This window comes from Jatrophihabitans sp., assembly GCF_036389215.1.
In the GTDB taxonomy this organism is placed as follows: Bacteria; Actinomycetota; Actinomycetes; order Mycobacteriales; family Jatrophihabitantaceae; genus Jatrophihabitans_A.
In genome coordinates, this window is sequence record NZ_DASVQG010000346.1 from 22,433 (window position 1) to 46,278 (window position 23,846).

At 70.1% G+C, this 23,846-nt stretch carries 21 protein-coding genes and 1 tRNA gene; 10 read left to right on the forward strand and 12 right to left on the reverse strand.

Annotated features, from left to right (window positions below; genetic code table 11):
• Positions 1-40: 40 nt before the first annotated feature.
• The 3 genes from VF542_RS19880 (at position 41) to VF542_RS19890 (ending at position 2,323) form a co-directional block, all read left to right on the forward strand.
• A tRNA-Leu gene (locus VF542_RS19880) sits at positions 41-126 on the forward strand.
• 132 nt (positions 127-258) lie between these two features.
• Positions 259-1,629 carry a TrkH family potassium uptake protein gene (locus tag VF542_RS19885; protein ID WP_408653432.1) on the forward strand — a complete coding sequence of 457 codons (1,371 nt, stop codon included), beginning with the start codon at positions 259-261 and terminating at the stop codon, positions 1,627-1,629.
• A gap of 37 nt (positions 1,630-1,666) precedes the next feature.
• On the forward strand, positions 1,667-2,323 hold the full coding sequence (locus VF542_RS19890; protein ID WP_408653458.1) for a potassium channel family protein: 657 nt from the start codon (positions 1,667-1,669) through the stop codon (positions 2,321-2,323).
• Between the two features lie 48 nt (positions 2,324-2,371).
• On the opposite strand, the gene VF542_RS19895 is transcribed toward VF542_RS19890, so the two are convergent.
• Positions 2,372-4,876 (reverse strand): ABC transporter, encoded by a 2,505-nt coding sequence (locus VF542_RS19895; protein WP_408653433.1) that lies wholly within the window; start codon positions 4,874-4,876, stop codon positions 2,372-2,374.
• A gap of 145 nt (positions 4,877-5,021) precedes the next feature.
• Here VF542_RS19895 and VF542_RS19900 point away from each other — a divergent pair, with 145 nt between their 5' ends.
• Positions 5,022-6,872 (forward strand): glycoside hydrolase family 3 N-terminal domain-containing protein, encoded by a 1,851-nt coding sequence (locus tag VF542_RS19900; protein ID WP_408653434.1) that lies wholly within the window; start codon positions 5,022-5,024, stop codon positions 6,870-6,872.
• A gap of 45 nt (positions 6,873-6,917) precedes the next feature.
• Here the strand turns inward: VF542_RS19900 and VF542_RS19905 are convergent, their stop codons facing one another.
• Positions 6,918-7,523: a TetR/AcrR family transcriptional regulator gene (locus VF542_RS19905; protein WP_408653435.1), complete on the reverse strand. Its 606-nt coding sequence runs from the start codon at positions 7,521-7,523 to the stop codon at positions 6,918-6,920.
• 466 nt (positions 7,524-7,989) lie between these two features.
• Between VF542_RS19905 and VF542_RS19910 the strand changes: the two genes are divergently transcribed.
• Positions 7,990-8,598, forward strand: a complete 609-nt coding sequence (locus VF542_RS19910) for an antibiotic biosynthesis monooxygenase family protein (RefSeq protein ID WP_408653436.1) — start codon at positions 7,990-7,992, stop codon at positions 8,596-8,598.
• Here the strand turns inward: VF542_RS19910 and VF542_RS19915 are convergent.
• From VF542_RS19915 to VF542_RS19925, 3 genes are all read right to left on the reverse strand, one after another.
• Positions 8,585-9,073: a GNAT family N-acetyltransferase gene (locus tag VF542_RS19915; RefSeq protein WP_408653437.1), complete on the reverse strand. Its 489-nt coding sequence runs from the start codon at positions 9,071-9,073 to the stop codon at positions 8,585-8,587. The two genes, VF542_RS19910 and VF542_RS19915, sit on opposite strands and share 14 nt — an antisense overlap.
• Positions 9,074-9,151: 78 nt before the next feature.
• Positions 9,152-9,568 carry a DUF805 domain-containing protein gene (locus VF542_RS19920; protein WP_408653438.1) on the reverse strand — a complete coding sequence of 139 codons (417 nt, stop codon included), beginning with the start codon at positions 9,566-9,568 and terminating at the stop codon, positions 9,152-9,154.
• A gap of 130 nt (positions 9,569-9,698) precedes the next feature.
• Positions 9,699-11,159, reverse strand: a complete 1,461-nt coding sequence (locus tag VF542_RS19925; RefSeq protein WP_408653439.1) for a cation:proton antiporter — start codon at positions 11,157-11,159, stop codon at positions 9,699-9,701.
• A 223-nt stretch (positions 11,160-11,382) separates the two neighbouring features.
• Here VF542_RS19925 and dnaN point away from each other — a divergent pair, with 223 nt between their 5' ends.
• Positions 11,383-12,516, forward strand: a complete 1,134-nt coding sequence (gene dnaN, locus VF542_RS19930) for a DNA polymerase III subunit beta (protein WP_408653440.1) — start codon at positions 11,383-11,385, stop codon at positions 12,514-12,516.
• Between the two features lie 271 nt (positions 12,517-12,787).
• Here the strand turns inward: dnaN and VF542_RS19935 are convergent, their stop codons facing one another.
• A complete protein-coding gene (locus VF542_RS19935) occupies positions 12,788-13,426 on the reverse strand; it encodes a Dps family protein (protein ID WP_408653441.1) in 639 nt (212 codons plus the stop codon).
• 374 nt (positions 13,427-13,800) lie between these two features.
• Positions 13,801-14,679: an alpha/beta fold hydrolase gene (locus tag VF542_RS19940; protein ID WP_408653442.1), complete on the reverse strand. Its 879-nt coding sequence runs from the start codon at positions 14,677-14,679 to the stop codon at positions 13,801-13,803.
• A gap of 465 nt (positions 14,680-15,144) precedes the next feature.
• Between VF542_RS19940 and VF542_RS19945 the strand changes: the two genes are divergently transcribed.
• The 3 genes from VF542_RS19945 (at position 15,145) to VF542_RS19955 (ending at position 19,771) form a co-directional block, all read left to right on the forward strand.
• Positions 15,145-16,455 (forward strand): GGDEF domain-containing protein, encoded by a 1,311-nt coding sequence (locus VF542_RS19945; protein ID WP_408653443.1) that lies wholly within the window; start codon positions 15,145-15,147, stop codon positions 16,453-16,455.
• 81 nt (positions 16,456-16,536) lie between these two features.
• Complete coding sequence (locus VF542_RS19950; RefSeq protein ID WP_408653444.1) at positions 16,537-17,985, forward strand: trypsin-like peptidase domain-containing protein; 1,449 nt, start codon at positions 16,537-16,539, stop codon at positions 17,983-17,985.
• A gap of 55 nt (positions 17,986-18,040) precedes the next feature.
• A complete protein-coding gene (locus VF542_RS19955) occupies positions 18,041-19,771 on the forward strand; it encodes an acyl-CoA dehydrogenase family protein (RefSeq protein ID WP_408653445.1) in 1,731 nt (576 codons plus the stop codon).
• A 12-nt stretch (positions 19,772-19,783) separates the two neighbouring features.
• Here the strand turns inward: VF542_RS19955 and VF542_RS19960 are convergent, their stop codons facing one another.
• Complete coding sequence (locus tag VF542_RS19960) at positions 19,784-20,110, reverse strand: DUF6191 domain-containing protein (protein WP_408653446.1); 327 nt, start codon at positions 20,108-20,110, stop codon at positions 19,784-19,786.
• A gap of 47 nt (positions 20,111-20,157) precedes the next feature.
• On the opposite strand from VF542_RS19960, the gene msrA reads away from it, so the two are divergent.
• A complete protein-coding gene (gene msrA, locus VF542_RS19965) occupies positions 20,158-20,817 on the forward strand; it encodes a peptide-methionine (S)-S-oxide reductase MsrA (protein ID WP_408653447.1) in 660 nt (219 codons plus the stop codon).
• Here msrA and VF542_RS19970 read toward each other — a convergent pair.
• From VF542_RS19970 to VF542_RS19985, 4 genes are read right to left on the reverse strand one after another with little or no spacing between them, the layout of a single operon-like run.
• Complete coding sequence (locus tag VF542_RS19970; RefSeq protein ID WP_408653448.1) at positions 20,814-21,656, reverse strand: hypothetical protein; 843 nt, start codon at positions 21,654-21,656, stop codon at positions 20,814-20,816. The two genes, msrA and VF542_RS19970, sit on opposite strands and share 4 nt — an antisense overlap.
• Positions 21,657-21,693: 37 nt before the next feature.
• Complete coding sequence (locus VF542_RS19975; protein ID WP_408653449.1) at positions 21,694-22,455, reverse strand: AIM24 family protein; 762 nt, start codon at positions 22,453-22,455, stop codon at positions 21,694-21,696.
• A complete protein-coding gene (locus tag VF542_RS19980) occupies positions 22,452-23,141 on the reverse strand; it encodes an AIM24 family protein (protein ID WP_408653450.1) in 690 nt (229 codons plus the stop codon). Before VF542_RS19980 ends, VF542_RS19975 begins: the two co-directional genes overlap by 4 nt.
• Positions 23,138-23,764 (reverse strand): AIM24 family protein, encoded by a 627-nt coding sequence (locus tag VF542_RS19985; protein ID WP_408653451.1) that lies wholly within the window; start codon positions 23,762-23,764, stop codon positions 23,138-23,140. Before VF542_RS19985 ends, VF542_RS19980 begins: the two co-directional genes overlap by 4 nt.
• Positions 23,765-23,846: the final 82 nt, after the last annotated feature.

Genomic DNA, 23,846 nt, shown 5'->3' on the forward strand with positions numbered 1-23,846 from the left:
TGGCGCCGTGCTAATCTGGGCCGTCTTTTCAAGACGCCTCGGGCAAGTGGCGGAATGGCAGACGCGCACGGTTCAGGTCCGTGTGTCCGTAAGGACGTGGGGGTTCAACTCCCCCCTTGCCCACCAAATCCCGGGATTCTTCCCACTCGCGTGCCGGTGACGCCTCAGCACGATTGAGGCCGAGCTCGGTGCGGGAGGTGGACGCTGGCGGATGTCTGACAATGAGACTGTATCGCCGCCGGTCGGTAGCATCGGCGGATGAGCGTCCGGAGCCCGGCCGAGCCTGCCACCCGGCGGCGCGCGCACGGGCCACAGGGCCCGTCCCAGGTCATCATCCTGTCCTTCGCCGCAGCCGCGGCGGCCGGCACCGTGCTGCTTTCGCTTCCCGTGGCTACCACCGGACCGGGGCGCGCCAGCTTGTTCGAGGCGATGTTCACCGCCACCTCGGCGGTCTGCCTGACCGGACACCTGATCGTCAACACCGCAACGCACTGGAGCCCCTTCGGCCACGTGGTGATCCTTGTCCTGATCACCATCGGCGGCTTCGGGATCATGACGCTGGCCTCGCTGCTGGGCGTGCTGGTGTCACGGCGGATGGGCCTGCGCACCCGCATCACCGCGGCTGCCGAATCCCGCAGCATCGGCATCGGCGACGTCCGCAGGGTGCTCGTCAACGTCGTTCGCATCACCCTGGCGTTCGAGGCGGTGACCGCCCTCGCCCTGACCGCCCGGTTCTACTTCGGCTATGACGAGCGGGCCCCTCGGGCGCTCTGGCTCGGGGTGTTCCACGGGGTGTCGGCGTTCAACAACGCCGGCTTCTCCCTGTTCGACGACAACCTGATGGGATTCGTCGCCGACCCCTGGGTCTGCCTGCCGGTCGCCTTGGCCTCGATAGCCGGCGGTCTCGGCTTCCCGGTGCTGATACAGCTGCGCAGGGACCTCCCCCATCCGCGATTCTGGACGCTCAACACCCGGCTGGTGCTGGCCGCCACGGCCGTCCTGCTGGTCAGCGGGGCCGTCTTCGTCACCGCGATGGAGTGGAGCAACGACGACACGCTGGGCAAGCTGAGCCCCGGCGGCCGGCTGCTGGCCGGGTTCTTCCTGTCGGCCATGACCCGCACCGCCGGTTTCAACAGCGTCGACATCGGCGCGCTGGATCCCGCGACCTGGCTGGGCATGGACGTACTGATGTTCATCGGCGGCGGGCCGGCGGGCACCGCCGGCGGCCTGAAGGTCACCACCTTCGCGGTGCTGTTCTTCATCATCTACACCGAGCTGCGTGGCGACGGCGCGGTCAACGCCCTGGGCAAGCGGCTGCCGCGCTCGGTGCACCGCCAGGCGATCACCGTCGCCCTGGTCTCGGTCGCGGTGGTGGTGATGGCGACCCTGGCGCTGCTGATCATGACCGGGTTCACCCTCGACCAGGTCTTGTTCGAGGTCATGGCTGCGTTCACGACGGCAGGGATGAGCACCGGGATCACCCCCGACCTGCCCCTCGCCGGTCAGCTCATCCTGGTGGTGCTGATGTTCCTGGGTAGGGTCGGACCGGTCATCCTCGCATCCGGGCTGGCGCTGCGGCGCACCACCAGGATGTACGAACTCCCGAAGGAGCGACCCATCATTGGCTAGGACCTCCTGGCTCGGCAAGTCGGCCGCCGGCTCCCGGCTGGCGGCGGCAGACTCGGTCGCGGTCATCGGCCTCGGCCGGTTCGGCACCGCCCTGGCACTCGAGCTGATGGCCGCCGGCACCGAGGTGCTGGGAATCGACGGCGACGAGGACATCGTCCAGTCACTCAACGGCCGGCTGACCCAGGTGGTCCGCGCCGACTCCACCAAGGAGGAAGCGCTGCGCCAGCTCGGCGTGCACGAGTTCGACCGGGCGGTGGTGGGGATCGGCACCGATATCGAGGCCAGCATCCTGACCGGGTCGCTGCTGGTCAACTTCAAGGTGCCCAACGTATGGGCCAAGGCGATCAGCGAGCCGCACGGGCGGATTCTCGACCAGATCGGCGTCCACCACGTGGTCTACCCCGAGCACGACATGGGCCGGCGGGTGGCCCACCTGGTGCGGGGGGCGATGCTGGACTACATCCAGTTCGAGGACGACTTCGCGATGGTCAAGACGGTGACGCCGGTCGAGCTGGTCGGCAGGCGTCTCGGTGACACCGGCATGCGGGCCCGCCATGACGTCACCATCGTGGCAGTGCACCGCAAGGGCGAGGGCTTCACCTACGCCACCGCCGACACCGTGCTCGACGAGGGCGACACCGTCATCGTGGCCGGCCGGACAGCGTCCGCCGAGCGGTTCGCCCAGCTGCGGTAGCGGACCTGAGGCACCAGTCCAGCGAGCACGCCATCCCACGGCCTGCGATCACGAGCGGTCGAGCACCGCTCGCAGGTAAGGAGCGGTACGGCTCGTCTCGCTGCGAGCCACCTCGGCCGGGGTGCCGGTCGCCACGATCCGGCCGCCCTGATCCCCACCGCCCGGCCCGAGATCGATCACGTGGTCAGCGCCGGCCACGACGTCCATGTCGTGCTCGATGACCACCACCGTGTTGCGCGCGTCGACCAGTGAGTGCAGCAGCCCCATCAGCCGGTCGACGTCGGCAGGATGCAGCCCGGTGGTCGGTTCGTCCAGCAGGAAGAGGGTGTGACCGCGCCGCGCCCGCTGCAGCTCGGTGGCCAGCTTGATCCGCTGCGCCTCGCCGCCGGAAAGCTCAGTGGCCGGCTGGCCCAGGGTCAGGTAGCCCAGACCGACCTCGGCGAGGGTGCTGAGGCTGCGCGCGATTGCCGGCACGTCGGCGAAGAACTCGGTAGCGGCGTCCACGGTGAGCGCGAGGACGTCGGCGATCGACCTGTCGCGGTAGCGCACCTCGAGGGTTTCGGCGTTGTACCGCGCGCCATGGCAGACCGGGCACGGCGAGTACGTGCCCGGCAGGAACAGCAGCTCCACCGCGACGAAACCCTCACCCTGGCAGTGCGGGCACCGGCCGCCCTCGACGTTGAAGGAGAACCGGCCCACCGAGTAGCCGCGCCGCCGGGCCTCCCCGGTCGCCGCGAACAGCTTGCGCACTCCGTCGAACAGGCCGGTGTAAGTGGCCAGGTTCGACCTCGGCGTGCGCCCGATCGGCTTCTGGTCCACCTCGACCAGCCGGTCGATCGCGTCCAGCCCGCTGACCCGGCTGATGGTGCCCTCAGCGCGATCGTCGTCGCGCTCCTCATCCTCGGTGGCTGAGCCGGCGCCGAGGCCGCCGTCGCCACGCCCGCCGCCGCCAAGCCCGCCGTCGCCAAGCCCGCCGTCGCCGAGCCCGCCCAGGTGATCGGCCACGGCAGTGGCCAGCGCCGCGGTGACGAGCGTGGTCTTGCCCGAGCCGGACACCCCGGTGACGGCGGTGAACACCCCGAGCGGTATGTCGACATCGACGCCGTCGAGGTTGTGGTGCCGCACCCCGCGCAGCTGGAGAAACCCGCCAGGCGTCCGGCCGTGATTCACCGGCCGCACCGGCTCGGCCAGGTAGCGAGCCGTCGCCGAGTCCGCCGCCGCCGCCGCCAGTCCAGCGGGTGGCCCGCTGTAGAGCACCCGGCCGCCGTGCGTCCCCGCGCCCGGGCCGACGTCGATCAGCCAGTCGGCGTGCCGGATCACGTCCAGCTCGTGCTCGACGACGAGCAGCGAGTTGCCGGCCGCGCGCAGCCGGTCCAGCACGGCCAGCAGGGTGGCGGTGTCGTCGGGATGCAGCCCGGCCGACGGCTCGTCCAGGACATAGACCACGCCGAACAGGCTCGACCGCAGCGCCGTCGCCAGCCGCAGCCGTTGCAGCTCACCCGAGGACAGGGTCGGGGTCGCGCGATTCATCGCGAGGTAGCCGAGGCCGAGTTCGGTGAGCACCTCGATCCGGCCCAGCAGGTCGGCCACGATGCCGCGGGCGACCTCGCCGTGTCCGACCGTGCCCAGGCGAGCCGCGAGCATCGTCAGCGGCAGCGCGGTGAGCTCGGCGATGCTCGCGCCGGCAACCGTGACGGCCAACGCCTCGGGCCGCAACCCGGCGCCGCCGCAGACCGGGCAGGGACGCACCTCGACGTGCTGCAGGGCCTTCCTGCGCAGCGTTGCGCTCTGCGAGGTGGCCAGGGTGTGCAGGACGTAGCGCCGGGCACTCTGGTACGTGCCCTGGTACGGCCGTTGGATCCGGTGCGCCTCCCGCTCGGCGTGGACGGTGACGACGGGCTGCTCGTCGGTGAACAGGATCCAGTCGCGCTCGGCCTGCGGAAGCTCACACCACGGCCGGTCGATGTCGTAGCCGAGGGTGGCGAGGATGTCGCGGTAGTTCTTGCCCTGCCACGCGCCGGGCCAGGCCGCGATCGCCTTGTCCCGTATGGACAAACCCGGATCGGGCACCAGCGATGCCTCGGTGACCTCGTGCACCCGGCCCAGGCCGTGACAGTGCGGGCAGGCACCGGCCGGGGTGTTGGCCGAGAACGCGTCGGAGTCCAGCCGGCCGGCGCCGGCGGGATAGTTCCCGGCCCGGGAGAAGAGCATGCGCAGCGAATTCGACAGCGCGCTGATCGTGCCGAGCGTCGACCGCGACTGCGGTGCGCCGCGTGCCTGCTGCAGCGCGACGGCCGGCGGCAGCCCGGTGATCTCGCGAACCTCCGGAGCGACGAGCTGGTCGATCAGCCTGCGCGCGTACGGCGCGACCGATTCCAGGTAGCGGGATTGCGCCTCGGCGTACACCGTTCCGAACGCCAGCGACGACTTGCCCGATCCCGAGACGCCGGTCACCACGACCAGCGCGTCGCGCGGGATGTCGACGTCGACGTCGCGCAGGTTGTGCACCCGCGCCCCGCGCACCGAGATCATCGCAGCGTCAGGCCCGGGCATCCGTCGATCTTCGCAGCAGCTGATGGGTCACCGGTGTCTGGACCCGGCTGATCGGCCCCGCGACCGGCACCGTAGTCCACGATTTGACCAGGACTAGGTGTATGTCCATATTGGGCAGCAGAGTGCCCTTCCCCAAGGAGAACCCATGCCGCTGTCCCGCCCTGTCCACCGTGCCCCACGCCACCGGCGAGCCCGGCCCGTCACGGTTGCGCTGGCCAGCACCGGGCTGCTGGCCGGCATGATCGGTGCCGGGGTGGCGGCGACGGGACCGGCCGCGGCATCCGGAGCGGCACCCGCCGGCACCGCCGTGACGGCGGGTGCCGTGAATCCCAACAGCGCCAGCGCCGCCTTCAGATCCATGACCGAGGCCCAGCGGGTGGGTCAGCTGTTCATGGTGGGCACCCCGGCAACCAGCCTCAGCAGCCAGACCGTCACCGACATCCAGACCTACCACGTCGGCAACGTGATCCTCACCGGCCGCAGCACCGCCGGAGTCGCGGCGACGGCGTCGGTGAGCGCGTCGCTGCAGTCCAAGGCCACCGCCGCCGCGACGGCCGGGGTGCCGCTGTTCATCTCCACCGACCAGGAGGGCGGCCAGGTCCAGGTACTGCAGGGCACCGGGTTCTCCAGCATCCCGGCCGCACTCACCCAGGGCGGCTACGCCACCAGCACGCTGCGGGCCGACGCCAAGGTCTGGGGCTCGCAACTGAAGGCCGCCGGGGTCAACGTCAACCTCGCGCCGGTGCTGGACACCGTTCCCAGTGCCGCCTTCGCCCCCCAGAACAAGCCGATCGGCTACTACCAGCGTGAGTACGGCTATGACCCCACCACCGTCTCCACCAAGGGCAACGCGTTCGCGGCAGGCATGGCCGACGCCGGCATCGATGCCACCGTCAAGCACTTTCCGGGCCTCGGCCGGGTCACGGCGAACCCCGACGTCAGCACCGGTGTGACCGACTCCCAGACGACCCGCACGGATCCCTACCTCACCCCGTTCGCCAATGCGGTGAACGCCGGCGTGCCGTTCCTGATGATGTCCACCGCCTACTACTCCAAGATCGACGCGGCGAACCCGGCGGCGTTCTCCTCCACCATCGTGACCGGCATGGTGCGCGGGGACCTCGGCTTCACCGGCGTCATCATCAGCGACAGCCTCGGCGCGGCCCAGGTGTCGCCCTGGCCGGTGGCCGACCGGGCGATCAACTTCTTCAACGCCGGCGGTGACATGGCGCTGATGAACGACCCGGCCATCCTGCCCGCGATGTACAACGCCGTGCTGCAGAAGGCGAACACCGACGCGACGTTCAAGTCCAAGGTCGACGCCTCAGCGATGCGGGTCCTGACCGCCAAGCAGAACCGGGGGCTGCTCTCCCAAGGCATGGACGTCTTCAGCGCCCAGGGCAACGTCGACTGGCAGACCGCCTACAACAACGGCGCCCGGTTCGCCTACGCCAAGGCGACCGAAGGCACCACCTACACCAACCCCTACTTCGCCCAGCAGTACAACGGCTCCTACAACATCGGCATGATCCGCGGCGCCTACCACTACGCCCACCCCGACACCTCCAGCGGCACCACCCAGGCCGACTACCTGCTCGCCCACGGTGGCGGCTGGTCCGGCGACGGCCGGACGCTGCCGCCCGCGCTGGCGCTGCAGCCCGGCGCCAGCTCCACCTGCTACGGGCTGTCGGCGGCCTCGATGGTCAACTGGATCAAGGCCTTCTCCGACGACATCCACACCAGGACCAGCAAGTACCCGATGATCTACACCACCTTCAGCTGGTGGAACACCTGCACCGCCAACTCCAGCGCGTTCGCCGCCACCAACCCGTTCTGGATCGCCGGCTACACCAGCACCCCGCCGACCTCGATCCCGGCCGGCACCGCGACCTGGACGATCTGGCAGAGCGCCTCCTCCGGGCTGTTCCCCGGCGGCCAGGACCAGTTCAACGGCAGCTACAGCCAGCTGCAGGCGCTGGCCACGAACCCCGACTGACGACTGAGCCGGCCCGCGCGGCTGGGTAGCTGGAGAGCTGGATAGTCAGTCCTGCTCGGCGGGCAGTGCGGCGTCGAGCAGGACGAGCGCGGTCCGCAGGGTGAGTTCCCGCGCCGCGTCGGGGCTCAACCCACGGACGTCCAGCAACACGATGAACGCTTCCCAGCCGATGACAAGCGCCAGGCTGGACACCAGGTCGTCCCCTTGCTGGCTGGTCAGCCGGGATCGGGCCGGCTCGAGCACCCACTCCAGCCAGCCGATCCGCCGGTAACCGCGGCGCGGCAGGTCCGCGGCGGGCGGCGGCGCGTCCACCGTGAGCTTGATGAGCTTGCGCCCCAACGGCAGCGATCTCTCCATCGAGCGGTAGACCTCACCGACCAGCACCCTCACCCGCTCGCGCGGATCCTCCGAATCCACCCGCGCCAGCGCCGCGTCGACGTCCTCGGTCATCAGGCCTGCCGTGGCGTCGAGAACCAGTTGGTCCAGCGTCGGAAAGTGCAGGTAGATCGTGCGGCGCGACACGTCGGCGCGCGCGGCGATGTCGTTGACCGACGGCTCGGCACCCTCACCGAGCAGGGCCATCGTCGCCTCGACGATGGCACGGCGGGTACGCCGGCGCTGCGCGGCACGTCCCGGTGCGGCGGTGGTCATCTGCGAACTCCTTCGCCTCCGGGCTTCCGCGTCGCGGTCTTGACAACGCATCCTCGCGCGCTCACGCTACTACACGATGTATCAACTGCACACTAGTGCACTCATTGCAGAGCGAGATACATACTGGCCAGGCCGCCTCCAGCGGCATCGCAGAAAGGTCCCCGTCATGGTGAAACATGCACCCCGTTCCGATCACGACCTCGCGGGTATCCCCCGTTGGGTGCGTCTGCTGGGTGTCACCGCCACGGTCAGGCCCGCAGCCGAGGGTTCCGCGGAGCCCTCGCTGATGGTGCTCACCACCATGGCAGGCGCCGTCGTCTATCCACTTGACGATCACGCCGACGCGCACGCCACGCCGGCTGCGGCACTCCGTACCGGATCGCCTCGCCGCCGCCACCGGTCCAGCCGAGCAGTCCAGCTCGCCCACACCGTCCGTTAACCTACGTACCGGAGGAAGAAGACCGTCATGCCCACCGTCATCAGCTGCTACGAGATCCCGAACGACTCCGAGCCGCCGCTGGCCACAACCGCCGCGAGGACCCAGCAGCTCTTCCGGGCCGTCGCTCCCGGGACCCGCTTCGGTTACCTGGAAGTCGCCGAATTCGACGACGGTGCGGCCGCCCTCGACGCGGCGCGCACCATCGCCGGCGGCCCGGTCACCGCGCTGTCCGGCAGTTACCAGGCCTTCCACGTCAACGACCGGCCGGCACCACCCTTCACCGCCGCCGGGACCGACTCACCGATCATCTTCATCAACTGCCTGCAGTTCTCGCCGGACCGCCAGGACGCCGCCTTCGAGGCATGGAAGCGGGTCAACGACTACATGGTGACCAAGCCCGGCTACCGCTGGCACCGGCTGCACCGGCGGACCCACGACGACGCGCCCTTCGGCTTCGTGAATGTCGTGGAGTGGGACTCGGCGGCATCGTGGGAGGCCGCACACGACGCCGGCTTCCGCGCCCTGACGGCGCCGCGCAACCTGCCGTTCGTGACCTACCCGACGGTGTGCGCACCGGTTCCCGACGCCCACCGGCCGGTGACCGGCCAGCTGATCGACAGCGTCAGAGGCGCTTGAGGAGCAACTCGGAGGACTCGACCTCCTCGTGCCGGCTGCCCTGCTCGTCGAACCAGCTGTAGGAGCAGACGTCGAGAACGCCGGTCGGCCGGTAGCCCAGCCGCTGATACAGCCGAGCGGCGTCAGTGTTGGCGACCTCGACACTGACGGCGACCTGATCGCCGCCGCGGTCGCGCACCCGCTGCTCGGCCGCGGCGAGGATCGCCGTACCGGCACCGTGTCCTCGATGCTCCGCACGCACCTGCAGGTGGTTCACCTCGACACACTGGGCAAAGGCGGCCCGGGCGTTCTCGCCCAGGCACCCGCGCCACTGGACGAGCGCCCACCCCAGCGGCTCATCGCCTTCCCAGCACACCAGAAACGTCGCCGCCGCGCCGTGCTGCTCCCCGTAGTGCGAACCGGCGACATCATCGACGGTCGGCCATTGCCTGCGCAGCCGCTCGAGATCGTGCTCGGAGCAGGGCCTGACCTCCATCCGCTCATCCAAGCAGCACCGGCCGGCGCACCCGGCCGCGGCGAGCGATCAGACGGCGAGCGATCAGACGGCGAGCGATCAGACGGAGCCGCCGTACGGGTTCGCCGGCTGCCCGGGCTGCGCCGGCCAGGCCGGGTCCGCGCCGGGGGTCTTCGGCGACGGTCCGTACTTGTTCTCCCCGGGCTGGCTGTCCTTGACCTCGAACACCAGCAGCACGATCGCCCCGATCAGCGGGATGAGGCCGATCAGGATCCACCAGCCCGACCGGCCGGTGTCGTGCAGCCGGCGCACCGTCACCGCCAGCGACGGAAGCAGCAGCGCCAGCCCGACGATGGCCTCGACCACGGAACTGCCCATCGCCGAGTCGATGATCGCCGCCACGACGGAGACGATCACCGAGAACAGCGCGAACCACCAGAACTCCGAGCGGCGAGCTCGTCCGGAGAACGTGACGTACTTGCTGAAGACGCTTCGAATGGCAGCTGCGAAACTCATCTGTCCCCCCTGGTTAGGGCCATAGCCGGAGAGCTCCCCCAAGCCGACGTGATCATGGCAGCAAGCCCGACCCTCAGCAATCTGCCGCGCCCCGACACTGCCGCGCGGCTTCCACACGACAGCACCAGGCTCAGCCGCTGAAGGTGGCCACCAGTTGCTGGTGCAGGTCGGGGTCGGCCAGCACCAGCACCTCGTCGCCGGCCCGCAGGCTGCTGCTGCCGCGAACCGGCAGCAACCGGTTCTCGCGCACCACCAGGCTGATCCAGGCGTCCTCGGGCAGGGCGTGCAGCTCGTCGATCCGATGCCCGTCCGCGGGCGCGCCGGCGGTCACCGTGAACCGGTGCACCCCCTCCGGCTCGTTGCGCAGCCGCACTCCGATCGCCCACGGCTCGGGCTCGACCTCGCGCATCGGCAGCCGCAGCAACCGCGCCACGGTCGGGACCAGGCTGCCCTGCAGCAGCACCGACAGCACCACCACCACGACGACGATGCCGTAGAGCCGTTCGGCGTCCGGGACGTGGGCGGCCAGGATGAAGCTGCCGAGCAGGATCGGCACCGCGCCCTTCAGGCCGGCGAACAGCACGAAGTTGCGCTCGTTGCCGGCCAGCCCCGCAGGCGTCAGGCAGAGCCCGACGAGCACCGGCCGGATCACCAGGGCCAGCACGATCCCGGTGATCAGGCCCGGGACCAGCACGTCCGCGCGGGTGAGCACGGCCAGGTCCACCGCCAGCCCCAGCACGACGAAGGCGACGATCTCACCGAGGCTGGCCAGTGCCGAGTGGAACCGCTCGATCTCGCGCTTGTACGGCGCGCGCTCGTCGCCGATCAGGATGCCTGCGACGAAGACCGCGAGGAAGCCGGAGCCGTGCGCCAGGCCGGCGATCCCGAACAGGATCAGCGCGCTGGCCGCGGTCCGCAGCGGGTAGAGGCCCTCGCTGGGCAGCGGCACAGCCCGCATGAACCACAGCAGCGCCCGGCCGCCGAGGACGCCGACCACCGCACCGACACCCATCTGCAGCACGAACTCGCCGGCGATCTGCCCGAAGGCGCCGGCGCTGAGCCCGCCGGCCGTGATCAGGCTTGCCATCAGCGCGATGCCGACCGGGTCGTTGGCCCCGGACTCCCCTTCCAGGATGGTGCCACTGCGCCCGGTGACCTCCCGCCGGCCCAGCACCGAGAACACCACCGCCGGATCGGTGGGTGAGATCGCGGTCGCCACCAGCAACGCCAGGAACCAGCTCAGCCCGAACGCCCAGTGCAGGAACGCCGCGGCCGCCGCGGTGGTGAGGAAGGTACCCAGCACACCGACGGCAACGATCGGGCCTGCCGCGGCCCGGAACTTCGACCAGCCCAGGTGCAGGCCGCCGTCGAACAGGATGCAGATCAGGGCGAGGGTGACCAGCCGCTCCACCAGCCGCTCCGGCGGGTGGTGGAGATCGGGAATCGCCTTCACCGCGACCGCGGCGGCCACCAGCACCAGCAGCGGCGCCGGGATCCGGATCCGCTCGGTCAACCGGTTGGACAGCAGCGCCAGCAGGCCGGCGGCGGCCACCAGCAGCACCAGGCGCGCGAAGGGATAGGTGTCAGACATGACGCTCCGAGGCTGAGCAGGCCGCTGAACAGCCTGGCGGGGGACAGACGGGCAGGACAGATCCGTTGCCGACCAGACTTCCCGGCGCACCGCCCTTCACCTTAGTGGTCCGCGGCTGTGCCCGGCGGTCCGGCAGCCGGGGCCGGTTGGATTACCATGCCCTGACCCCCATCTATCGATGTGCCGCGGTGCAGACTTGCGTTGAGTGCCTAGGAGGCCACGGATGAAGTTTCGACTACAGCGGCAGGAGTTCGCCGAGGCCGTCGCCTGGACCGCGCGCAGCATCCCTACCCGACTGCCGGTACCGGTCCTGGCCGGCCTGCTGCTGCAGGCCCGGGACGGCCAGTTGCAGCTGTCGGGCTTCGACTACGAGGTCTCCACCCGCTGCGACCTGGACATCCAGCTCTTCGAGGAGGGCTCGGCGGTGGTCGCCGGCCGGCTGCTGGCCGAGATCACCAAGGCGCTGCCGGCCAAGCCGGTGGACGTCGAGCTCGTCGGCGACAGCGTCGAGCTGACCTGCGGCGGCGCCCAGTTCACGCTTCCCACCCTGCCGTTGGAGGACTACCCGCGGCTGCCGCCGATGCCGGAGCTGGCCGGCACCATCAAGGCCGCCGAGTTCGCCACCGCGGTCAGCCGGGTGACGATCGCCGCCGGCCGGGACGAGACCCTGCCGATGCTCACCGGCGTGCAGGTCGAGATGGCCGGCGACCGGATCACCATGTCGGCGACCGACCGGTACCGGTTGGCGATGACCGAACTCGCCTGGCAGCCCGAGCGCCCCGACGTCGAGATGAGCGCGCTGATCCCCGCCAAGGCACTGTCGGACACCGCCCGGGCGCTCGGCGCTGCCGGCGGTGACGTCCAGCTGCACCTGGATCCGGTCGCCACCGACCAGTCCCTGGTCGGACTGGGGTCGCAGTCGCGCCAGACCACCTCGCGGATCATGTCCGGGCCCTACCCCAACGTCCGGGCGATCTTCCCGACCAGCCACAACAGCCGGCTCTCGCTGGCGACCAAGGATCTGACCGATGTGGTGCACCGCATCGCGCTGGTCACCGACCGCGGCAATCCGCTGCGGCTGCAGGTCAACCCGGACGAGCTGGTGATCGAGGCAGGCGGGCTCGGGTCGGCCCGGGCACGGGAGGCCACCGAGGCCGCGCTCGAGGGCGAGCCGCTCAAGATCGCGATCAACCCGCAGTTCATGCTCGACGGCCTGGGCGCGGTCGGCTCGCCGAACGTGATCCTGTCCTTCGTCTCGACCCACAAGCCGGTGATGATGCTGCCGGCCGATGAGAACGGCGAGGTCATCCCCGGTTTCCGCTACGTCGTGATGTCGGTGCGGATGCCCGAAGGCTGAGCCCTCGGCGCGCGTTAGCCGGCTAGGCCCGGACCGACCGGATCGGGCATCGGTGCCGGGCCAGGCCCCGGCGGGCCCGGGTCGAGTGGCCCGGGAGCAGGCGGTCCGGGAGCAGGCGCCGGCGGGCCTGGCTCCGGACTCGGCACCGGGGACGGAATCGGCGGGGTAGGCGACGGGCTGGGCTCGGTCGGGGTCGGCTCCGGCGCGATCGGCGGCACCGTGGGGCCGGGCTCGATCGGGGGCACCGTCGGGCTGGGAGCGATCGGGTCTGTCATGCCGAGGCCGCTTCCTGCGAAGAGCCGGCTTCCTGCGAAGAGCCGGCTTCCTGCGCGGAGTCGGCCGGTGCCGTCTCGGCGGCCTGCAGCTCGGTCTGGGCTCCACTGGTGCTCAGCCGGCCGTCGGCGGACTCCAGGTGCGCCCGTACGAACCACTGGAACTGCTCCAGCTGCCTGGCCTGGCCGATGAGCATGTCCTGGCTGACCGGATCGAGCTCGTCGGTGGCCTCGATGGCCTTGCGGTGGCTCTCGATGACGCCGGAGTACACCAGGTCCAGGGCGGCCAGGTGCTCCAGCGCGGTCGCCCGTCCGAGTGAGTAGTCGTCCCAGCTGCGACCGGCGGCCAGCGCACCCGGGGTGCCGATCGGCGAGCCGCCCAGGGCGGCGATCCGCTCGGCGGTGTCGTCCACCATCTCCCGGACCGCGTCGACCTGCGGGTCGAGCATGGTGTGTACCGCGATGAAGTGGGTGCCGACCACGTTCCAGTGGATGTGCTTGAGGGTCAGCGCGAGGTCGTTCAGCGCGTGCAGCCGCTCCTGCAGCAGGGCCACCAGGTCGTCGGCGACTCCCTGGGAGATACCAGGGATCGTGTACGAAGTCCGCTGGCGTGCGGCTGGGGAAGAATCGATCGACATGGCTGCACATCCTTCGATGTTGGCTCACGGTGACGCACTCGAATCCAGGCCGCGGGAATGCTCGCAAACCCTGAGTCACCGGGTTCGGCGGTGCCGCGCGGTCGCTGCGTCGGCGCAGGTCGCTCGGCTACCGGTTTGAGCCGATGCCCCGACCGTACCGACCTGTTCCCGATTTAGAAAGTGAGGCAACCTCTGCAACGTCACGGCCGGCAGCTGGTACCAGTGCTGGTAACGGGGCACGAAAATCTCGGCACACCCGTTGGACAGGTGTGCGGCGCCGCCGCCGTGACCTACGTCAAATCCCCCCGCGACGCGCACCGGCCCGGCGCCGCACCTCTCTGGCCGGATCCCGCGTCAGCCCGGGTAAGCCCGTGTCAATCCTTGTCTGTGCGGCCGCCGCGCTCGACCTCCTCGACGAGGTCGGCACAAGCCTGGGCGACCACCTCCGGCTGACGCTGCATGATCCAGTGCCCGCCGGGCACCGAGTGGATCCGCAGGTTGCTGGTGTAGGGCACGGGCGCCTCGGTCTGCAGTGGCTGGCCGACGAACGGGTCGCCGGTCGGCGCGAGCACCTGGATCGGAATGTCGGTGCGGGCCACCGCCGACGATGACCGGCGCGGCCGGCGGTTGGCCCGGTACAGCTCCAGGCCGTTGATCTTGTCGGCCAGGGTGCGCTCGTCGGTCTTCGACCGCCCGCCCAGCAGCCGGTCGAAGATGCCGGTGCGCCAGCCCAGCTCGGGCAGTGCCGGAAGCTGGAAGATCAGCAGGTAGTAGGAGTGGCCCAGCTGCCGCAACAGCGTCGCCAGGTCGCGCCGGGACGGCCGCAGCTTGGAGCGCAGCCACCGGGCAGCGTGGTCCAGGCCTGGTCCCGAGATCGAGGTGTAGCTGGCGATCCGGCCCTGCAACCGGTCACTGGTGACGCAGTGCCAGCCCTGGATCGATCCCCAGTCGTGGGCCAGCAGATGCACCGGGCGGTCCGGGCTGACCGCCTCGATCACCGAATTGACGTCGGCTTCGAGCTGATCGAGGCGGTAACCGTCCCGACTGCCAGGTGCAGCTGACTGGCCGGCGCCCCTGACGTCGTAACTGACCACGTGGAACCGGTCGCGCAACAGCTCGATGACGCCGTTCCAGACCGAGGCGTTATCGGGATAGCCATGAATCGCGACGACCGTGGCAGCACCCGGATCACCGGCTTCATACACCGCGAGCTTCACACCGTCGGTTGCCGTCACCCAGCTGGTAGGTGTCATGAGCACCCTTCCGCGTCAGACCGGCACAGACGACACGGTCCGGCTACCGCGGCGCCTGGCGCTCATAGAGAGGGTGGTGGATGGTTACCGGTAGGTGAAGATTAGTTCCATTCGAAGTGCAGCACGGTAAGCCACCTCCCTTGTCAGCTGTTGGTTCAGCTGCTTGCGCACGCGAGCGAGGCGCACCCCGCGTGCGTTGCGATCTCAGGATCGTGGAGCGTCCTGAGGGTACCGCTGGTACATTCTCGTCCTTCTGAGATGGTTTTGCATATTCTGAGAAGTACCAAATCACACCGTGAATACTGTCGGTTGCTTACGGTGACGGCATCGTGACAAATACCGGGCAATTTTCATGCATACTTCGAGTACTGAGCCGCGTTTAGTCCTTCTTCGCCGCCCGAAACCGCTCGTCGCCGCGAACCCTCCATCCACTCCTCTGCAAACGGTCGGAGCTCCATCGACGCCATGGCTGCCTCAAGCCTCGACCCGGCCGACAGGCTGGCACACGGCCGGCTGCGGACGATTCGCGGCTGGCGGCTGTGGTCGATGCCGCCTGGCGCGCTGGGCCTGATCATCGGCGTCGAGTTCGTCGCGGTGGCCACCACCGTGCTCAGCCTGGTCACCAGCTGCGCCGACTGCCTGACGGTGTCCGCGACGACCCGGCTGGCGGTCCTGCTGCTGCTCAGCGTCGCCTACTCCGAGATAACCCATCAGATGCAGCGGATGCGCCGCTTCCTCGGTGGCGCGGTACTGGTCGGGCTGCATTCGGTGTGGGCGTTCGCCGGGGTGCTGATCCTGCCGATCGGCTACAGCGCGGTCCTGGTGTGGGCCGTCTTCGGAGTCGCGGCGATGCGCCGGCGGCAGCAGAAGGCAGTCGCCTACCGCCTCGCCTACACCGGCGCCACCGTGGTCGTCGCGACGCTGGCTGCCAAGGTGGTGGTCACCGCGATCCAGCCCCGGGTCACCGAGCTTCCGCCGGGTGCGCTGACCGCGGTGGCGGTCACGGCGTCGGCGCTGGTCCTGTTCCTGATCAACACCTCGCTGGTCATCGGGGTGATCTACCTCGCCTCGGGCGGGCCGCCGCTCACCGAGCTGCTGCCGGCCAAGGAAGAGGTGGGGCTGGAGGTGGCGACCCTGGTGCTCGGCATGATGACTGCCGAGGTCAGCCTGCGGCTGGCTTGGCTGACCCCGGCCGTGCTGATCCTGATGATCCTGCTGCAGCGCAGCTCGCTGGTCTCCCAGCTGGAGGTCGCGGCGACCACCGACTCCAAGACCGGCCTGCTGAACGCGGCAGCCTGGCAGGAGCTGTCGCAGCGAGAGTTGCTGCGCGCTCAGCGCGACGGCTCACCCTGTGCGGTCCTGCTGCTGGACCTCGACCACTTCAAGCGGGTCAACGACACGGTGGGCCACCTGGCCGGCGATGCCGTGCTCAAGGCGATCGGTGACGCCCTCAAGCGGGAGCTGCGCGGATATGACGCCGTGGCCCGGTTCGGTGGCGAGGAGTTCGTGGTGTTCCTCGACGACATCGGTCTCGACGAGGCCTGGCAGGTCGCCGAACGCACCTTGAGCCGGATCCGGGGCCTGGTCATCAACGGCGCGAGCACGGGCGAGCGGATCCGGCTCACCGCCTCGATCGGAATGGCCGCCTATCCCCAGCACGGCCAGGTCATCACCGAGCTGATCGAGCAGGCCGACAGCGCGCTCTACGTAGCCAAGCGGGGCGGCCGTGACCAGGTGGGACTGCCGCTGCCGGCACGGGCTCCGCACCCCGGCTGAGCCGAGCGCCGTCAAGCCCGTCATACCGCAGGCTGTAGCCTCTCACAGCCACCGCACAGCGACGGGAATCAGAGTTAAGGCATGACTTCGAACGAATACCCGCCACCACCTGCCACGGGCGAGCATGCCGAGCAGCGGGGCGGCTACCAGCAGGGTTGGTATCCGCCACCAGCCCAGCCGGGTACCAGCGGCTACCCGCCTGCGCCGGCCTTCCAGCCGCACGCGCCGTACGCCGGGGACTATGCCCGGCAGGGCTACCCGGACCAGCAGGGCTACCCGGACCAGCAGGGCTACCCGGGCCAGCAGGGCCAGCAGGGCTACCCGGGCCAGCAGGGCTACCAGCCGGTGCAGCACACCCAGCACCTGCCGATCCTGGAAGGCCCGTCCAGCGGTGACGCCGGTTCCGCGGCCGGACCAGCCGGCAAGCGCCCGCGCAGCCGGACGCTGCTGATCACCGCGTTGCTCGCCGCCCTGGTCGGCGGCGGCGTGGGCGGCGGGGTGGTCGCGGTGGCCGAGCACGACAACGGCAACTCGGTGAACACCGGGCTGCGGATCACCAATGCCACCGGGGCCCCGGCCGCGCAGCTGGACGGCACGATCGGCGCGGCGGCGGCCAAGATCCGCCCGAGCGTGGTGACCATCCAGGTCAGCGGAGCGCAACAGTCGGGCACCGGCTCCGGCGTGGTCATCCGGCAGGACGGTTACATCCTCACCAATGACCACGTCGTCTCGATCGGCAGCGGCACCGGCACCATCGAGGTGACCCTGGCCGACGGGCGGACGGCCGCCGGCAAGATCGTCGGCAGGGACACCTCCGACGACCTGGCCGTGATCAAGGTCGACGGCATCGACAACCTGCCCGCCGCCACCTTCGCCAAGTCCAGCTCGCTGAGCGTCGGCCAGACCGTGGTGGCGGTCGGCGCACCGCTGGGCCTGTCCGACACCGTCACCAGCGGCATCGTCAGCAACGTGGCACGGCCGGTTCGAGCCGGCGACAACGACCAGGCGGTGTTCGAGGCGGTCCAGACCGACGCGGCGATCAATCCCGGCAACTCCGGCGGGCCACTGGTCGACCTGAACGGCTCGGTGGTGGGAATCAACGCCGCCATCGCCAGTGACGGCTCCGGTGGCGGCCTGCAGATCCCGGGTCAGCCGGCGCAGCAGGCCGGCAACATCGGCATCGGCTTCGCGATCCCGGCCGACGAGGCCAGCCGGATCGCCAGTGAGCTGATCGCCACCGGCAAGGCCACCCACGCCGTGCTCGGCGTCCAGGTCGGTGGCAACCAGAGCACCACGCAGTCCCAGCCAGGCGTGCCGCTGCGCTCGGTGACCGCCGGCGGCGGCGCGTCCAAGGCCGGAATGAAGACCGGCGACATCATCACCTCGATCGACGGGCAGCGGGTGACCACCGCGGACTCGCTGATCGCGGCGGTCCGCAACCACGCGCCGGGCCAGCAGATCAAGATCACCTATGTCCGTGACGGCAAGAGCACCCAGGTCGAGGTCACGCTCGGATCCTCGGACAGCTGATCCACCGCATCAGAGCGCGGTGACGGCGCTGCTACTGACGGGTAACCTCGGCTCCGTGCCCACCCACGAAGTTGTCAACGTCCCGACCCCCTGGTCAGGTGTCAACCTGTTCGCCGACGACCGCTCGCTCACCGCGGCGCTGTCGGGGGCGGGTGCCGACACCGGCCAGCTGGCCCGGCTCAGCCGGCTGGGGCAGCTCGCGGGCAGTCCGGAGGCCCAGGACTGGGCCCGGCTGGCCAACCTCTATCCCCCGGTGCTGCGCAGTCACGACCGGTACGGCAACCGGGTCGACGAGGTCGAGTTCCACCCGTCCTGGCACCAGTTGATGGACGTCGCCGTCAGCAACGGGTTGCACGCCGCGCCCTGGGCGGATCCCAGCCCGAACGCCCACCTGGTCCGGGCCGCCGGCTTCTACGTCTGGGGGCAGGTCGAGCAGGGGCATGGCTGCCCGATCTCGATGACCTACGCCGTGCTGCCGGCGCTGCGGCACAGCCCGGCGCTGGCTGCCGGGTACGAGCCCGGCCTGACCAGCCTGAGCTACGACCCCGGATTGCGGGCACCCGGCGCCAAGTCCGGGCTGCTGGCCGGGATGGCGATGACGGAGAAGCAGGGCGGCTCCGACGTCCGGGCCAACACCACCCGGGCGGTGCCGAACCCCGACGGCAGCTACTCCATCACCGGCCACAAGTGGTTCTGCTCGGCCCCGATGTGTGACCTGTTCCTGGTGCTGGCGCAGGCAGAGGCGGGCTTGAGTTGCTTCGTGGTGCCGCGGGTCCTGCCCGACGGCAGCCGCAACACCTTCGCCCTGCAGCGGTTGAAGGACAAGCTCGGCAACCGTTCCAACGCCTCGTCGGAGGTGGAGTTCGACTCGACCACCGGCTGGCTGGTGGGCGCCGAGGGCCGCGGCGTGCGCACCATCATCGAGATGGTCAGCATGACCCGGCTGGACTGCGTGATCGGCTCGGCCGCGGTGCAGCGGGCCGCCCTGACCCAGGCCATGCACCACATCGACGGCCGGGACGCCTTCGGCGCGCGGCTGTCCGGCCAACCGCTGATGCAGGAGGTGGTGGCCGATCTCGCGGTCGAGGTGCAGGCCGCCGCGGCGCTGTTCCTGCGACTGGCCTCGGCGGTGGACCGTGCCGAGGCGCCACTGCTGCGGCTGGCGGTGGCGGCGGCCAAGTTCTGGGTGTGCAAGCGCACCCCGGCAGTGGTCGGTGAGGCCCTGGAGTGCCTCGGCGGCGCCGGCTACGTCGAGGAGTCGCCGCTGCCCAGGTACTTCCGCGAGTCGCCGCTGAACTCCATCTGGGAGGGGTCGGGCAACGTCATCGCCCTGGACGTGGTGCGCGCGGTCAGCCGCGAGCCGGAATCGGTGCAAGCCCTGCAGGACGAGCTGGCGCTGTCGGCCGGCGCCGACGCCCGCCTGGACGCCGCGGTGGACGAGCTCGGCAAGCGACTGGCTGGCCTGGGTGCCGACCCGGAGGCCGACGCCCGGTCGGCGCGCGGCGTGGCGGGGCTGCTGGCCCGCACGCTGCAGGCCGGGTTGCTGGTGCGGGCCGCCGGAACCGCCGGCGAGCCGGGCAGTTCCGCCGTCGCGGAGGCGTTCCTGGCCAGCCGGCTGGGACCGTCCGGGTCAGGGGGCCCTGGCGTGTTCGGCGCGGGCGACTCCGGAGCCGGCTTCGGCCGCTCGAGCGTGAACGCCGTGCTCGGTTACTGCGATCCGACCCGGACGGCCGCAGCTGCCGCCACACCGGGCTCCTCCCGGCACGTGGTGGGCGTCGCCAGGTAACGCCCGGCTCGGCTACTCCGCGGCGGCTGACCGGTCCGCTTCGGCGGCGGCCTCGTCGGCGGCGGTCTCCTCGGCGCCGTTCGCTTCAGGCGCGTTCTCGGTGTCGGCCGCTTCGGTGCCGGCGGTCTCGTCGGCGTCGGCTGCTTCGGCATCCTCGTCGGCCGCCGCGGGCCGATCCTTGGGACGGCGCGAGATCGTCACGGTGCCGGACTCCAGATCGATCCGGCGTCCACCGGAGGAATCGCCGACCTCTTCGCGGGTTGACTGCAGCCGGCGCTTCTCCTCATCCATGTGGCGCTTGCCTGGATTGAAAAGGGTGTCAATTCCCCACTCCGTCATATTTTCAGAGTACGCGTCGGTTGCCGGGCCGACGTAGCCTTAGAGACATGAGCTTCCTGCACCCGAAGACCCATCTGGTCACTGCGGAGAACGCGCTCCGCGGCCGCTCGGAGTACCCCTTCAGCGTCCCCGAGACCCACTACGTCACCGGCCGCCGGATACGCGAGCCGTTCGAGCATGACGGCCTGCACACCGCCGTCTTCGGGATGGGCTGCTTCTGGGGTGCAGAGAAGGACTTCTGGCAGCGCGAGACAGTCTGGTCCACCGCGGTCGGCTACGCAGGCGGTTACACCCCGCACCCCACCTATGAGGAGACCTGCACCGGCCGGACCGGACATGCCGAGGTGGTCCGGGTGATCTTCGACCCGGCGGCGATCAGCTACGCCGAGTTGCTGAGCATCTTCTTCGAGAACCACGACCCGACCCAGGGCATGCGCCAGGGCGGCGACATCGGCAGCCAGTACCGCTCGGCGGTCTACTACACCAGCGAGGAGCAGCGGGCCCAGGCAGAGGCCGCGGCCGAGGCGTTCGGCAAGCGGCTGGCCAATGCCGGGTACGGGGCGATCACCACCGAGATCGCGCCGCTGGGCGACTTCTACTACGCCGAGGACTACCACCAGCAGTACCTGGCCAAGAATCCGTACGGTTACTGCCCGGTGCTGGCCACCGGGGTCAGCTGCCCGGTGGGCCTGTTCGCGCCCTTCTAGCTGAGGCTCTCCGGCTTACTGGGGCTTATCGGCTCACTGGGACTCTCCGGCTCGCTGGGCCTTTCCGGCTTGCTCAGGCTTATCGGCGCGCTCGAACCGGTGGCGCTGTCCGCGGCCAGCCGTTCCGCTCCCCGCCCGGCTGCCGCAGGGGCGTCTCGCGTGTGGCGCTGCCAGAAAGCAAGGGCTCCCAGGAACATGATGAATGCGAAGCCAACGCCCACTATCGACCAGGCCAAGTTCGTCGGGTCGATCGATGAGTCGAAGAAGAACGTCGTGCACAATCCGATCGTGATCACGGTCACAACTAGATAGCGGCCCAGGTTGAGCGCAGACCGGTCTCCGTAGACAATGCGGGACCGCGGAGGCTGCTGGTCGGTCGCGGCGGCGCGGCGCTTGGTGAAGGCCTCGAGGATGCTGGCGCCCGCTGCCGACTCCGCCGTGCCAGACCGGCCGGCAGGAAAGCCGGGAAGCCTACCGCGGCGCCTCATCGCCGCCGCCCTGGCCCGGGCCGCCCTGGCCAGGTAACCCCACGGATCGGCCAGGATCGCTCGCCGCGCGCGCAGGCGGTGCCAGACGGCGAATGCCGCGCCTACGGCCCATCCGCCGGTCAGCGCATAGCGCACGGCGACGGCGCTGCCGCTGCTTCTCCGGAATGCGAGGTCAAACCGGATAGCGAGGTAAGCAGAAACCACCGCTGCGGCCAGCGACAGCGCGTCAATTGCCAGTGCACCACTGGCCGACTCGGGCAGGTGCTCGTCGCGCCGGTGCTTGCCCTCGCTGTGCGGCTGCTCGCCGAGCTCTCTACCGCTCCACTTGAAACGGCGGCCATGGCCGGTCATGTTCGCAGAGTATGCCGGGATCCGGTTGTTCTGTCTGCTAGTTGCTCTGCTGCTGCAGCCGCTGCTGGATGGACTGCTGCAGCCGCTGCAGGCCGGCCGGGCCTACCAGCGGCAGGTGGCTCTCCACCAGCTGCACGATGTCGCGGTCGGAGCGCACCGCCTCGCTCGACTGGATGAGCACCGTGCCGCTGCCGGTGAAGTCGAACTGGCGCTCCTCGCCGGACGAGGCGCCCAGCATGGCCATCGCCGTGCCGAGGAACCCAGCCATCCAGCCCGCGTCGTAGCGGTGGCTCGGGCTCGGGCAGTCCGCCCAGCCCAGCAGCGCGTCCGGGTCGACCCGCAGCGGCGGTTCGGCGAACATCACCGCGCCGGAGGACGAGGCCAGGAACTTGCCGGTGCCCACCAGGGTCAGGAAGCCCGGCACGATCGATTGCTGCAGTGCCAGGCTCCCCTCGAAGGCCAACAGGTTCGAGGCCCTGATGGTGAGGTTGCCGTCGTCCAGGTCGTAGGAGTTGATCTCATAACCCCGGTCTCCCAGCACCAGCTTGCCGTGCCCCTCGGCCACCACCCAGTCCTGCGCGTACAGCGGCGAGGAGAACTGGGAGGTGACCATCTGGAAGATCATCCCGCTCAGGCCCCGGCCGCGGACGGCCACGAACTGCAGCGAACCGTAGAAGGCGATCATGGCGCCCTTGCTCATGAACCAGGGCTTGGTGATCTCCAGCGAGTACGCGTACGGGTTGTCCGGCACGTTGTCGTTGTCGGGCAGCGAGTGCGGGTTGTGCACTGCGATCGTCATAGCTTCTGCTCCGATGCCTGGACGTAGACGACGCCGTCGCCGCTCACCTCGAGTTGCATGGCCTCTCCGCCGCCCCGGCCTACGGCGTCGCGCCAGCCCACCTTGGCCGCGAGCTTGACCTGGACGTTGCCCAGGTGCCCCACGTAGGCCTGCGGGTCGACGAAGACACCACCGCCGGGCCGGACCGGCAGCTCGATGGTGCCGCCGTGGCTGAGCAGCACCACGGCGCCGTGGCCGGAAAGCTGGGTGGTGAACATGCCCTGGCCGGTGACGGCGCCGCGGACCATCCCGCGCAGCCCGCCGCCGCCGGAACCGCCCGAAGCCAGCGGGACGACCGCGGATTGCAGGTTCGCCGTGTGGGCCAGCAGCCGGCTGGCCTCGACCACCAGCTGGTTGCCCTGCAGCGGCACCACCGTCACGTGCAGTCCGGCCCGGCCGTAGTGGACCTCGCCGTTGCCGGTGGCCGCCATCATCACCTGGTGCTCGCCTGCCATGGCGCGCCCGGCCATGCCGACCACCCCGCCCATGGCGCCCATCGCGCCGCCGCCGGCTCCGCCACCCGGGCTGTGCGGGATGAACCGGACGTCGCCGGTGTAGAAGAGCATCGCGCCCTTGCGGGCCAGCACGTCACCGCTGGACGCCAGGTTGATCTTGACGACCTTGGAGTTGACCTTCTCGAACGTCATGGCCGCTCCGCCGGCTGGATGTAGACCACGCCCTGGCCGTCCCAGCGCAGCGAGAACGGCTCGCCGCTGCCCTCACCGATCACCGAGGCCCACGAGACGTCGGTGACGAAGGACTGGTTCAGCTGGCCCCGGGCCGCGACGAACGCGTCGGGATCGACCACCAGGGGGTACTGGGGCGAGACCTCGAGGCCGATCAGCGGGCCACCGGCCGACAGGATCGCCACCTGGCCGGTGCCGGTCACCGTCGTGGTGAACAGCCCCTGCCCGGAGGAGACGCCCCGGACGCCGGCGAACTTCACGTCCATCCGCAGCTGGCCCACCAGGGCGAGCAGCTGGCGGGACTCGACCTGCAGCGTCTCGTTGTTCAGCTCCACCAGCGTGACGTCCTGGGCGTCGAGGGCGAAGTAGACCACCCCGGACCCGGTGCACTCCATCAGGGACAGCGACTCACCGGTGGCCTTGCGTTTCAGGCCGGCCATCATGCCCTCGCCGCCGCCGAAGCCGGCGCTCTTGAACTGCACCTGCCCGTCGTAGGCGACCATGGACCCGCTGATCGCGCGGATGCTGGTGTTCTGCAGGTGGGCTTCCAGCACCCGCCGCCCGTTGGTTCTCAGTTGGCTCATCGACACTCCCCGCGGCCCGCCGATGAGGCTGGTCCCCGTGGTGGCCCAGCCTCGACGACGGCGAGGCTAGCAGTCGAGCCGC